The 12877-nt window shown below is 73.7% G+C and carries 11 protein-coding genes; all 11 read right to left on the bottom strand.

Annotated elements, in window-relative coordinates; all coding sequences use genetic code 11:
- Positions 1-5 precede the first annotated feature (5 nt).
- Positions 6-749, bottom strand: a complete 744-nt coding sequence (locus tag I601_RS08990; protein ID WP_068108458.1) for an amino acid ABC transporter ATP-binding protein — start codon at positions 747-749, stop codon at positions 6-8.
- Entirely contained in the window at positions 746-1858 is a 1113-nt protein-coding gene (locus tag I601_RS08985; protein ID WP_218917779.1) for an amino acid ABC transporter permease, read from the bottom strand. Before I601_RS08985 ends, I601_RS08990 begins: the two co-directional genes overlap by 4 nt.
- On the bottom strand, positions 1858-2733 hold the full coding sequence (locus I601_RS08980; protein ID WP_218917778.1) for an ABC transporter substrate-binding protein: 876 nt from the start codon (positions 2731-2733) through the stop codon (positions 1858-1860). The genes I601_RS08985 and I601_RS08980 overlap by 1 nt, the downstream gene beginning before the upstream one ends.
- A gap of 188 nt (positions 2734-2921) precedes the next feature.
- Entirely contained in the window at positions 2922-3521 is a 600-nt protein-coding gene (locus tag I601_RS08975) for a TetR/AcrR family transcriptional regulator (protein ID WP_068108456.1), read from the bottom strand.
- Between the two features lie 120 nt (positions 3522-3641).
- Positions 3642-4649, bottom strand: a complete 1008-nt coding sequence (locus I601_RS08970; protein ID WP_068108452.1) for a DMT family transporter — start codon at positions 4647-4649, stop codon at positions 3642-3644.
- Positions 4646-5632: a C-terminal binding protein gene (locus I601_RS08965; protein WP_068108449.1), complete on the bottom strand. Its 987-nt coding sequence runs from the start codon at positions 5630-5632 to the stop codon at positions 4646-4648. Before I601_RS08965 ends, I601_RS08970 begins: the two co-directional genes overlap by 4 nt.
- Positions 5629-7077 (bottom strand): aldehyde dehydrogenase family protein, encoded by a 1449-nt coding sequence (locus I601_RS08960; protein ID WP_068108446.1) that lies wholly within the window; start codon positions 7075-7077, stop codon positions 5629-5631. The genes I601_RS08965 and I601_RS08960 overlap by 4 nt, the downstream gene beginning before the upstream one ends.
- Complete coding sequence (locus I601_RS08955; protein WP_068108445.1) at positions 7070-8683, bottom strand: thiamine pyrophosphate-binding protein; 1614 nt, start codon at positions 8681-8683, stop codon at positions 7070-7072. Before I601_RS08955 ends, I601_RS08960 begins: the two co-directional genes overlap by 8 nt.
- Entirely contained in the window at positions 8680-9504 is an 825-nt protein-coding gene (locus tag I601_RS08950; protein WP_218917777.1) for an SDR family oxidoreductase, read from the bottom strand. Before I601_RS08950 ends, I601_RS08955 begins: the two co-directional genes overlap by 4 nt.
- On the bottom strand, positions 9501-11621 hold the full coding sequence (locus I601_RS08945; protein WP_084527380.1) for an acetate--CoA ligase family protein: 2121 nt from the start codon (positions 11619-11621) through the stop codon (positions 9501-9503). The genes I601_RS08950 and I601_RS08945 overlap by 4 nt, the downstream gene beginning before the upstream one ends.
- A complete protein-coding gene (locus I601_RS08940; RefSeq protein WP_068108440.1) occupies positions 11618-12790 on the bottom strand; it encodes an acyl-CoA dehydrogenase family protein in 1173 nt (390 codons plus the stop codon). Before I601_RS08940 ends, I601_RS08945 begins: the two co-directional genes overlap by 4 nt.
- Positions 12791-12877 lie beyond the last annotated feature (87 nt).

The following is a 12877-nucleotide window of genomic DNA, read 5'->3' as shown; positions in this document are numbered from 1 at the left end:
CGCGTTCACAGCCGGCCCGCCGTCAGGACGCGGGACAGGAACTGCTGGGTGCGCTCCTCCTGCGGGTCGCCGAAGACCTGCTCGGCGGAGCCGCGCTCGAGGATGCGGCCCTGGTGCAGGAAGCAGACCTGCGAGGCGACCTCGCGGGCGAAGCCCATCTCGTGGGTGGCCAGCAGCATCGTCAGCCCGTCCGCAGCGAGCTCGCGGACGATGGCGAGCACGTCGCCGACGAGCTCGGGGTCGAGCGCGGCGGTGATCTCGTCGAGGAGCAGCACCTGGGGGTGGCAGGCCAGGGCGCGCACGATGGCGACGCGCTGCTGCTGGCCCCCGGAGAGGGAGTCGGGGTAGGCGCCGGCCTTGTCGCGCATCCCGACCCGCTCGAGCAGCGCGAGCGCCTGCTCCTCGGCCTGTGCCTTGGCCACGCCGCCGACCCGGGTCGGGGCCAGCACGATGTTGGCCAGCACCGTCATGTGCGGGAAGAGGTTGTAGGACTGGAAGACCATGCCGACGTTGCGGCGCAGCCGGTTCACGTCGACGCCGGCGCCGCTGACGACGTCACCGTCGACGAGGATCTCCCCGGAGTCGATCGTCTCGAGGCCGTTGATGCAGCGCAGCAGCGTCGACTTGCCCGAGCCCGAGGCGCCGATCAGGCAGACCACCTCGTGCCGGGCGACGTCGAGGCTGACGCCCTTGAGCACCTCGGTCTGGCCGTAGGACTGGTGGACCTCACGGATCTGCAGGAACGTCATGACGTCCTCCCCGCGCGGCGAGCCTGCTCGCCCGCGATCAGCCGGTCGACGAAGCGGGCCTGCGGGATCGTGATGATCACGAAGAGCACGGCGACGACGATGACCGGGGTCAGGTTGAACACGTTGGACGACACCAGCCGCGCCTGCATGAAGGCGTCGGTCACGCCCATGACACCGATCAGCGCGGTGTCCTTCTGCAGCCCGATGAAGTCGTTGAGCAGCGGCGGCACGATGCGCCGCACCGCCTGGGGCACGATCACGGTGCGCAGGGTCATCGAGTACGACAGCCCCAGGGACCGCGAGGCCGACCACTGGCTGGGGTGGATCGAGTCGATGCCGGCGCGGTAGACCTCGGCGACGTACGCCGAGTAGGTCAGCGTCAGCGCGAGGATCGCCAGCCACAGCGGGGAGAAGTCGCGCACGATCGGCACCTGGGCCAGGGACAGCCCGAAGCCGACCAGGTAGAGCACGATGATGCTGGGGATCGCGCGGAACACGTCGACGTACAGGGTCGCGATCCAGCGCAGCGGCCGGCCGGCGCGGCCCGGCAGCAGCCGCATCACCGCGAGGGCCAGGCCCACCACGAGCACCAGCACCTGGGCGCCGACGGCGACCTGGATGTTGACGGCGAACGCCTTGGCGATGCCCTCCCACGAGTCGGCGATGAACTCCCAGCGCAGGAACGTGGTGGCGATCGCGCCGTTGTTGGCGGTGGTGAAGCCGAGGACGCCGGCCACCAGCAGCACCGCGAGGGCGTAGCCCATGGCGGTGGCGGCGAGCTCACGGCCGCGGGCCGCCACCTGCCGCGCGCCGGAGAGGTCGCCGGCCGAGACGAGGGCGGTGCGCCGGGGCACCGTGAGCAGGGCCCGGACCGCAGGGACCACGGGGACCGCGGCGGCCACCGCGACCAGCAGGAGCACCACGGTCAGCAGGGCCGTGGGCGCCTCGACGAGCCGGTGCACCGAGCGCAGCGCCAGCAGGGTGCAGGTCAGGGCCACCAGGGCGCACGCCGCAGCGACGACCCCCATCGGGAGCACGCGCGCCGGGGGCGTGGGAGGAGGGCTCGGCCGGGCGTCGAGCGGCGCAGGAGTGAGGGTGGGCATCACCATCAGCGCACCGTCCACACCGGCACCGCGGCGGGGTCGCCACCGAGCTCGGGCCCGAGCCAGGTCGCCGAGAGCTTGTCCAGGGTGCCGTCCTCGCGCATCGCCTCGATGGCGGCGTCCATGGCGTCCTGGTCGGTGGAGTCCTGCGGGTAGATCGCGGCGTACTGCTCACCGGACTCGTACTGGCCGATCACCTCGAGGGCGCCTCCGGAGTTCTTGGCGAAGCCCAGCATGATCGCGGTGTCCTGGATCGCCATGTCGGTCAGACCGCTGGTGATCGCGGTGACCATGGCGGTGGTGTCCTGGAAGTTCTTGGCGTCCGAGCCCGGCTGCAGGGTGTCCTCGACCCAGTTCACCGACGTGGTGCCGACCTGGACCCCGATGGTCTGCTCGCCGATGTTGTCCTCGGTGATGCCGGAGTCGGTCGGGGCCAGGACGCCGAGGTTGGAGTCGAAGTAGGGCTCCGAGAAGGAGACCACCTCCTCGCGCTCGGGGGTCACCGAGACCTGGGCCATGGCGATGTCGAAGTCCTTGGTCTGCCCGGCGACGAGCGCGTCGAAGGAGACGTTGGCGACCTTGACGCCGTCGAGGCCGGCGCGGTGCGCGATGTTGGCGGCCAGGCAGTACTCGTAGCCGCCCTCGATGGAGTCCGGCGAGATGCCCTTCCACCAGCCCGGCGAGGGCAGGGTCGTCTGGACGGTGAGGACGCCGTCGGCGACCGGGCTCATCTCCACGGTGCCGGCGTCGCCGTACACCTCGCAGTCACCGAAGCTGGCGGGTGATCCGGCGTCGGAGGAGGTGCCCGACGAGCAGGCGGTCAGGGCGATGAGACCGGCTGCCGCGAGGCCTGCCATCAGGTGGAGCGGGGGCTGGGGCACGTGGTCCTCCATAGTTGATCGGCGCGTCAGTTAACAACTGAGACGAGTGTGAGGAACCCCGAGTGTGATGTCAAGCACTTCCAGCGACCGGGATCGCCGCGAGCCTGTCCTCGGCCGACCTGCGTCCGGGCAGCACGAGGCCCGCCGCCCCCGAAAGGGGGCGGCGGGCCCGGGAGGGGGTGCGGCGGCTAGCTGCCCTCGGTGAGGATCAGCTCGACCGACTGCTCGCACACGCGGCGCATCTGCTCCAGCGTCATGCTGCGCGAGCCCAGCAGCACCTGCAGCGCGAGTCCGTCGACCATGCTGACCAGCCCGTTGGCGAGCAGCACCGGGTCGCCGGTGACGAAGTACCCACGGTCCTGGCCGTCGCGGATGATGCCGGCCACCGTGCGCCGCCACTCGCCGTACACGTTCTCGTTGAGCTCGCGCAGGTCGGTGTCGTGCAGCGCGGCCGTCCAGAGCTCGATCCACATGTGCCAGGACTGCACCACCACCTCGTCGACCGGCAGGTAGGAGTCCAGGAAGGCGCGCAACCGGTCGCGCGGGTCCTCGTGGGCCTCGACGACGGGGGTGCGGCGTGCCTGGGAGGCGTGGAAGTTCCACTCGAACGCCGCCTGCATCAGCTCGCGCTTGGTCTCGAAGTAGTAGTGCACGGTGCCGGTGCTGGCTCCGGAGCGCTTGGCGACGTCGGCCACCCGCATCGCCCGGAAACCCATCTCGGCGACCACCTCGCGCGTCGCTGCGAGGATCTGCTCACGTCGCTCTGCCTCTACGCTCGGGCGGGCCATGGGTCCTCCGTAGGTGGTGGGATCGCTGATCCGTGAGTCGTTGATGGACTGACTCGTCACTCAACGTATCGCGACACGGTCCCACCCGCGCGGCATCCGGCCCGGCTCCGGCCGGCCGGTCTAGGAGACCCGGTCGGGGTCGCCGGCGCTGTCCACCCGGCCCACCGCGGGCGTCTCCTCGCCGGCCGGCTCCTCCACCTCAGGCTCCTCCTCGTCCTCGCACCACCCGGTGCTGAGCGCGTCGGGAGCCGACACCACCACGGCCTCGCGGCGGTCGCCGGTGGCCACCAGCGCGTTGGCGGCGAGCAGCATCGCGCCGCCGAAGACCATCCGCCAGGTCAGCAGGTCGCCCAGGATCAGCACCGCGAGACCAGCGGCCCAGATCGGTTCGGCGGCCATGATGATGGCGGCGTGGGCGGCCGGGATCCGGGTCTGGGCCCAGGTCTGCACCCCGATCGCCAGCGCCCCGCTGATCAGCGCGAGGTAGCCGATCAGCAGCCAGTCGGTGCCCCACCCGGGCACCTGCGGCCCCCGGACCAGCGCCGGCACGCTGACCACGACGCTGATCGTCATCATCTGGATCGTGGTCATCGCCCAGGTCTGCCCCGGGGTGCTCCACCGCCCCATCGACACGATGTGCACGGCGTAGAGCACCGCGGCGCCCAGGGCGAGCAGCTCACCGGGCCCGATCCGGGCGTCCTGCAGCGAGAAGGTCGTGAGACCCAGCGCCGCCAGCCCCACCCCGGTGAGGGTGCGCGGGCTCGACCGGACCCGCCACAGCAGCCACGCCACGGCAGGCGTGAAGATCACGTAGCTGCCGATCAGCAGCCCCGACGTCGAGGCGGTCGTCATCTGGAGGCCGTAGTACTGAGGGATCTGCGCGCTGCCGTAGACCGCACCGAGCACCATCGCGGTCCACCACGTGCGCCGCGGCAGCCCGCGCAGGGCGGCGGGTCGCACCGCCCACAGGCAGAACGCGGCGATCACGAACCGCACGCTCAGCACCGTCAGCGGGTCGTGCCGCTCCAGCAGGTCCTTCGACAGCACGAACGTCGAGCCCCACAGCGCCGTGACGACGCTGAGCGCCAGGAACGGGACGAACCGGTGGTCGCGGGCGCGGGTCGTCATCCCGGGTGGCCGGAGGCGACCGGACCCGGAGCGGGACCCACAACGTGCAGGGCCCGCCCGGTGTCGCGCCAGGCCACGGCGTTCTCGGCCTGGGTGCGCACGTACGCCGCTGCGGAGTCGGGCGAGAGGTAGGCCGCGTGCGGCGTCAGCAGCACCCGCGGGTGCCGCAGCACGACGGAGTCGGCGGGCGGGGGCTCGACGGGCAGCACGTCGAGCGCTGCGCCGGCGAGCCGGCCGTCGTCGAGCGCGGCCAGCAGGGCGTCATGGTCGACGAGCCCGCCGCGCGAGACATTGACGAGCAGCGCATCCGGGCGCATCCGCGCGAGCTGCGGGGCGCCGAGCAGCGACCGGGTCCCGTCGGTGAGCGGCAGGTGCAGGCTGAGCACGTCCACCTCGGCGAGGAGGTCGTCGAACGACGCGGACCGTACGCCGTCGGGCCAGTGCTGGGTGCCCGGCACCGGGTCGTGGCCGACGACCTCGCCGAAGAGCGGCAGCGCCATCGTGGCGAGGCGCCGTCCGATCCGGCCCATCCCGACCACGCCGAGCCGCACGCTCGACAGACGGCGCAGCGGCTCGCTGGTGCCGTCCCACTGGCCCTCTCGCACCTGGCGGTCGAGGAAGGGCAGTCCCCGCACGAGCGCCAGGGCCATGGCCAGGGCGTGCCCGGCGACGTCGTCGGTCGCGCCGTCCGGGACGTGGGCCACCTGTACGCCGCGGGCGGCGGCCGCGGCCAGGTCGACGGTGTCGACGCCCGCCGACTGGGTGCAGACCAGCCGCAGCTGCGGCAGCCGGTCCAGCAGCGCTGCGTCCACCACCGAGTAGCCGATCAGCAGCACGCTCGCGTCGGCGGCCAGCGCCGCCACGCGATCGGGATCGCTCTCGTCGAGCACGCGCACCTCGAACCCGGCCTGCTCGAGCAGGGCGACGCCAGGCGCGGGGTCGAGCTCGGTGACGTCGGTGTAGACCGCGACCGGGCGGCTCATGCCTGCACGGCCTTGACCTCGGTGAACTCGTCGAGCCCGTGGCGACCCAGCTCGCGCCCGTAGCCCGACTTCTTGACCCCGCCGAAGGGTGCGGCGAGGTTGAACTCAGCGCCGTTCAGGTCGACCTGGCCGGTCCGCATCCGCCGGGCGACCGCGAGGGCCGCCTGGTCGGAGGCCGACCAGACCGCGCCGGCAAGGCCGTAGTCGGTGGCGTTGGCGATCTCGACCGCGTGGTCGACGTCGGTGTAGGCCTGCACGACCAGCACCGGCCCGAAGACCTCCTCGAGGGCGATCTCGGCGTCCGGCTCGACGTCCCAGACCAGCGCGGGCGCGACGTAGTGGCCGGGCAGCCCGGTGTACGCCGGGCCCCGGCGCACCTGCGCCCCCCCGGCGGCGGCACGCTCCAGGAACCCCTCGATCGAGGTGGCCTGGTCGGCCGAGATGACCGGCCCGAGCTCGGTGGCCTCGTCCTCGGGGTCGCCGACGACCAGCGCGTCCAGGCGGTCGGCGGCCAGGCCGAGCGCCTCGTCGTACCGCTCCGCCGGCACCAGCAGCCTGGTCCAGGCGCTGCAGGTCTGACCACTGTTGAGCATCGCGGAGTCGACCGTGGCCCGCACCGCGGTGGCGAGGTCGGCGTCGGGGAGCACGACGGAGGCGGACTTGCCGCCGAGCTCCAGGCTGACCCGCTTCACGCTCAGCGCTGCGGCACCGGCGATGGCGGAGCCGACCTGGGTGGAGCCGGTGAAGGAGACGAGGTCGACGTGCGGGTGCTCGACCATGGCGCTGCCCACCTGCCGTCCCCGGCCCGGCACCAGGTTGAACACGCCCGGGGGCAGGCCCGAGGTGGTGCACGCCTCGGCGAAGAGCAGCGACGTCAACGGGGTCAGCTCGGCCGGCTTGGCGACCACGGTGCACCCGGCCGCCATCGCGGCGGCGGCCTTGATGACGAGCTGGTAGAGCGGGTAGTTCCAGGGGGTGATCGCCGCGACGACGCCCACCGGCTCCCGGTAGATGGTGGTGTTGGCGACCGTCTCGACCTCGGCGCCCCGGCGGGCCAGGCCCGCGTAGAAGGCGACGATGTCGAGCGAGAGGTCGATGTGGGCCTCGCGCGCGACCGCGACCGGCGCCCCGACCTCGGCGACGGTCAGGTCGACGAGCTCGTCGCGGCGCTCGCGCAGCGCGAGCAGCAGGGCGTCGAGCGCGTCGGCGCGGGCCTCGGGGCCCGCGTCGCGCCACCCGGGGTACGCCGCTCGGGCGGCCGCGACGGCCCGGTCGACGTCCGCGACGCCGCAGACCGCCACCTCGCCGACGACCGCACCGGTGGCCGGGCTGTGCACGGGCAGGGTCTGCTCGACCGGCCACCAGCGGCCGTCGATGTAGGCGCCCCTCGCGCTCCGGGGCGCACCCACCTCGGGACGACGCTCGAGCGCCACCTGCTCACCCATCGGTCGGCTCCATCACGTGCACCAGCGTCGGCCGGTCGGCGGCGAAGGCCTTGCGCAGCTCGGCGGCCAGGCCCGAGACCTCGACGCTGACGCCGTGGCAGCCCAGGCCGCGGGCCAGCGTCGGGAAGTCGACGCGGCCCAGGTCGACGCCGAGGGTGGCGTCGCCGCGGGCGACCTGCTCGTTGCGGATCTCGCCGTACCCGCCGTTGTCGACGACCAGGAGCGGGATCGCGAGCCCGGCCTCGGCGGCGCCGGCCAGCTCGGCGATCGTGAACATCACCCCGCCGTCGCCGTGCATGGCGATGACCTGCCGGTCGGGGTGGGCGATCTTGGCGCCGATGGCTGCCGGCAGGCCGTAGCCCAGGGTGCCCAGGCCGGTCGGGTAGAGGAAGCTCGACGGCGTGTAGGACGGCAGGTTCGACAGTGCGCCGTAGTAGCAGGCCATCGCGCTGTCGGCGGCGACGATGGCGTCGCGGTCCAGCGCCTGCGCCATCGCCTCGATGAGGGACAGGTAGATCCGACCCTCCGCCCGGGCGTCGCCCTGGAGCTGCTTGCGCCAGTGGTCGGCCCGCCCGACGGCGTCCTCGGCGGGGGTGCCCGGGAGCCGGGCGGTGAGTGCGGCGAGGCAGGTGGCGGCGTCGCCGACCAGGGCCAGGTCGGGCAGCGCGTTGGTGACCACCTGGACGGGGTCGACGTCGATGCGCACGACCTGGCCGCCGTAGGGCAGCGGCCCGATCCACAGGTCGGCCGGGGCGAGCTCGGAGCCCACGACGAGCACGACGTCGCAGTCGGCGGCGAACGCGGCGACGGCCGGGTGGTGCACCCCGGCGCCGAGCGCGAGCTCGTGGTCGTCGGCGACCGCGCCCTTGCCGTTGGTGGTGGTCACCACCGGGGCGCCCCAGCGCTCGGCGAGGGCGACCAGCTCGGCGGCGGCGTGCCGGGCGCCGCCCCCGGCGACGATGCCGGGGCGCTGGGCGCTGCCCAGCACCTCCGCGGCGGCGGCGAGGACCTCGGCGGGCGGCATCGAGACGGCGACGGGCACCGGCGCGACCGGGACGACGACGTCGGACTCGTCGAGCAGGTCGAGCGGGATCTCGAGGTGCACCGGGCGCGGGCGCCCGGACGTCATGGTGGCGAACGCCTGGGCGACGGCGAGCGGGATCTCCGCGACGCTGGTGACCCGGTGGCTGTAGGCCACCACGCTGGCCAGGGCCTGCTGCTGGTCCTTGACCTCGTGCAGGTAGCCGTTGCCGAGGCCCGGGTGGGCCAGCGGCAGGCCCGGCGAGATGAGCAGCACCGGCACCGAGTCGGAGTAGGCCTGGGCGACCGCCGCGGCGGCGTTGAGCACGGCGGGCCCGGAGGTGGTCAGGGCGACACCCGGCCGGCCGCTGGAGCGGGCGTAGCCGTCGGCGGCGTACCCGGCGCCCTGCTCGTGGCGCGGCGAGAAGTGCCGGACGCCGTAGGCGTCGAGGTGCGCGTAGATCGGCAGGTTGTGGGTGCCGGGGATGCCGAAGACGGTGTCGACGCCGTGCGCGGCGAGCGCCGCCACGAGGGCCTCGCCGCCGGTCTGCGTCGGCGCCTGGGCCGCGGGGGTGGGGGTGCTCATGAGTCGGTCCTTCCGTAGATCTGCTTGCCCAGCCACTGTCCGCCGTCGACGGTCAGCACTTCTCCGGTCACGTACGCCGCCTCGTCGGAGAGGAGGAACGCGGCGGTGCCGGCGACCTCCTCGGGCGTGGTGAACCGGCCCATCGGGACGCTGCCCAGCACCCCGGCGCGGGCCTCCTCGGTGGCCCACAGCGCGGCGCCGGCGCCCTCGGTCTCGGTGGGCCCGGGCGCCAGGCAGTTCAGCCGGACGCCGCGGTCGGCCCACTCCACGGCGAGGGTGCGGGTCATTGCGAGCACGCCGGCCTTGGCGGCCGCGGAGTGCACGGTGCCGGGGTGGCCGTGCCAGGCGTAGCTGGCGATGACGTTGAGGATCGAGCCGCTGCCGGCGCGCAGCATGTGCTGGCCGGCGGCGCGGGTGGCGAAGAAGGTGCCGTTGAGCACGATGTCGATGACCGCGCGCCAGCCGTTGGGAGAGAGGTCCTCGCCGTCGACGACGAAGTTGCCCGCGGCGTTGTTGACCAGGACGTCGATGCGGCCGTGCCGCTCGACCACCTGGTCGACCGCGGCGGTCAGGGCGTCGGCGTCGCGCACGTCGCAGGAGATCCAGTCCCCCGCTCCCCCGGCGGCCTCGGCCAGCCGGGCGGTCTCCTGGACGGCCTCGCTGCGTCGGCCCAGGGCGACCGCGGTGCCGCCGCCGGCGGCGTACGCCAGGGCGATCGCGCGCCCGATGCCCGAGCCGCCGCCGGTGACGAGGGCGACCCGGCCCGCGAAGCGGGGATCGGTGCGGGGGCCCGTCATGGGCGTGGGGGTGGTGCTGGTCATGGGTTCTCCTGACGGTGGGTGACGAGGGCGTCGACGGCGAGCAGGCCGTCGGGGGCCACGCGTACGGGGTTCAGCTCCAGGTCGCTGAGGTCGGGCCGGGCGCAGATGAGGCGGGAGGCCGCGACCACCAGGTCGACGACCGCCTCGCGGTCCACGGCGGGGGCGCCGCGCCAGCCGGCCAGCAGCGGTTCGCAGCGCAGCCGCGCGACCATGTCGCGGGCGGTGTCGCGGTCGACCGGGGCCAGCTCGACGACGCTGTCGTCGAGCAGCTCGGCCAGCACCCCGCCCGCGCCGATCACGACGACCGGCCCGAAGGAGGGGTCGTGGCGGGCGCCGACGATGAGCTCGACGGTGTGGCGGCGGGTGTCCATCTCCTCGAGGACGTAGAGGCCCCCGCCCAGGCGAGCGGACATCTCGACGAACGCGGCCTCGGCGGCCTCGGCGTCGGCGAGACCGAGCACCACCCCGCCGACCTCGGTCTTGTGGGCCTCCCAGTCGCACTTGAGCACGTACGGCGCCTGCAGCGTCGCGGCCGCGGCGCGCAGCCCGGCCACGTCGCGGACCCCTGCGGCGCCGGGGAAGTCGACCCCGGCGGCGTCCAGCAGCGCGCGCGCCGCCAGGTAGCCGTGGGTGGGCTCGGCCGGCAGCACGGCGACGTCCTCGAGCTCGCGCCCGGACCCGGCACCGATCCGGGTGGCGCCCGCGAGCGCGAGGGCGGCCATCTCGATGGTGTGGTAGGTCGGCACCCCGAGCTCGCGGATCAGGGTGATGGTGGCGGAGTCGCGGCACATGGAGTGCAGCGCCACCGGCTTGCCGGTGGCCACGGACGCGGCGGCGATCCGGCGGGCCACCTGCTCCTCGGCGTCGGCCAGGGACGGGGTGTGGAAGCCGTAGCTGCCGAAGTAGCCGGTCATGGTGACCGCGTCGACCGCCGGGTCGCCCAGCAGCCGTTCGACGACCTCGGCGTAGACGGCGAGGTCCTGCTCGCCGGCGCCGGCCAGGTCGATCGGGTTGTCGATCCCGGCGTCGGGCGGCAGCAGCGCGCCGAGCGAGTCCCGCACCGCGGGGTCCAGGCTCCGGACGGCGAGGCCCTGGCCGGTGAGCACGTCGGCGGCGATCGCACCCTGCCCGCCGGAGTCGCCGACCACCGCGACGCGGGGGCCGCGGGGCAGCGGGGCGTCGAGGAGCATCTGCGCCACCTCGACCAGCTGGGCCGGGGTCTCCACGCGCACCGTGCCGGCGACCCGGCAGGCGGCGTCGACGACGTCGAGGGCCGAGGTCATCGAGCCGGTGTGCGAGGCGGCCGCGGCCTGGCTGGCGGTGCTGGCGCCGACGGTGAGGAGCACCGTCTGCTTGCCGGCGGCGTGCAGCAGCCGCAGCGAGTCGGCGAGCGCACGACCGTCGACGAAGCTCTCGACGTACAGCGCGACCACGCGGGTGGCCTCGTGGTCGGCGAGGTCCGCGACCAGCTCGCGGGCGCTCACGTCGACCTGGTTGCCGACCGAGACGAAGCGGGAGACGCCCAGGCCGCGGTCGGCGGCCAGGTTCGCCAGCTCGGAGCCCAGCTGGCCGCTCTGGGAGATGATCCCGAGCGCGCCGGGGGTGAACTCGCCCCACGCCAGGCGCAGGTCGGTGGAGGCGTCGTAGATGCCCAGGCAGTTGGGGCCGATGATCCGGGCCCCGCCCTCGCGAATGGTGCGGGCCAGCTCGACCTCGGCGCCGGGGCGCCCGGTCGCCCGGTCCAGGCCGGCGGTGATCCCGACGAACCCGCGGGCACCCCGGGCCAGGGCCTCGGTCACGGCGTCCGGCAGCGCCGGAGCAGGCACGCAGAGCACGACCAGGCCGAGGTCGCCCTCGATCTCCGCCAGCGACGTCACGCTGGGGTGGCCCTCGATCTCGACCCCGCGCCGGTTGACCAGGTGCACCTGCCGGCGGTGGGCGCCGGTCAGGGCGCCCCGGGCCAGCCAGTAGCCCCACTTGCCGGGGTCGGCGGAGGCGCCGAGGACCGTGACGACCTCGGGGTCGCGGAACACCGACAGGTCGGCGAGCGCCGGCTCGGCGGCCGGTGCAGGAGGGGACCCCGCGGACCGGTCGCCGCGCACCGTCGCGGTGCTCATCGCCCGGCTGCCAGGAGACCGCGGGAAATGATGAGGCGCTGGATGTCGGAGGTGCCCTCCTCGAGCTCCTCGAGCTTGGCGTCGCGCATCCACCGCTCCAGGGGGAACTCGCGCGAGTAGCCCCAGCCGCCGTGGGTCTGCAGCGCGGCGGAGGCGATCCAGGAGGCGTTCTCCGAGGCGGTGAGCTTGGCGATGGCGGCCTCGACGGTGCAGTCGCGACCAGCGTCGTACAGCTTGGCGGCGCGCACCGTGAGCAGGTGGGAGGTGTCGACGCGTGCGGCCATGTCGGCCAGGCGGAACGCCACGGCCTGGTGGTTGGCGATCGCGGTGCCGAACTGCTCGCGCTCCTGGGCGTACTTCAGGCTGGCGTCGAGCGCGGCGCGGGACAGCCCGGTGGCGCTGGAGCCGATGAGGATGCGCGAGGCGTCGAAGGTGCGCATCATCCCGTAGAAGCCCTGGCCCTCCTCGCCGAGACGGTTCTCGACCGGCACCCGGACCTGGTCCAGGAACACCTCGGCGTTGACGATGCCGCGCTGTCCCATCTTCTTCATCGGGCCCCCGACGCTGAGGCCGGGGGTGTCGCGGGGCACCACGAACGCGGTGATGCCGCGCGAGCGCAGGCTGGGGTCGACGGTCGCGAAGACGATGAAGTACTCGGCGTACGGCGCGTTGGAGATCCAGGTCTTCTGACCGCTGAGCACGTACTCCTCGCCCTCGCGCACCGCGCGGGTCTGCAGGGCCGCGGCGTCCGAGCCGACACCGGGCTCGGTGACGGCCAGCGCGGTGACGGGGGGCTCGTCGCGGCACAGGATCCCGAGCCAGCGCTCCTTCTGCTCGGGGCTGCCGAGCGCCTCGACCGGGCCGGAGAAGAAGCCGTTGGAGGTGAGGAAGTTGCCGATCGAGATGTCGCCGTAGCAGAGCTCCTGCTGCACGAGGATCTGCGTCAGCAGGTCGGTGACCCCGCCGCCGCCGTACTCCTCGGGCATCATGAAGTGGGTCAGGCCGATCTGCGCGGCCTGCTTCCACAGGTCGATCGGGGACTCGAAGTCGGCCTCGTCGACCGCCTCGGCGCGGGGCCGGATCTCCTTCTCGGCGAAGTCGCGGGCCAGGGCCACGAACTCCTTCTGGTCGCTGGTCAGGTCGAGGGCGTCGTTCAGGACACGGTTCATGGCTGGTCTCTCACTTCGAGTGGGCGCGGGGCAGCGCGACGGTGCGTACGGGGGCGGGGTGACGGGCGGTGGTGCAGGTGGGCGCGG

Origin of the sequence: Nocardioides dokdonensis FR1436, assembly GCF_001653335.1 — a bacterium.
GTDB lineage: Bacteria > Actinomycetota > Actinomycetes > Propionibacteriales > Nocardioidaceae > Nocardioides > Nocardioides dokdonensis.
The sequence above is the reverse complement of the archived record's forward strand: the minus strand, read 5'-3'. Positions and strand labels throughout refer to the sequence as shown.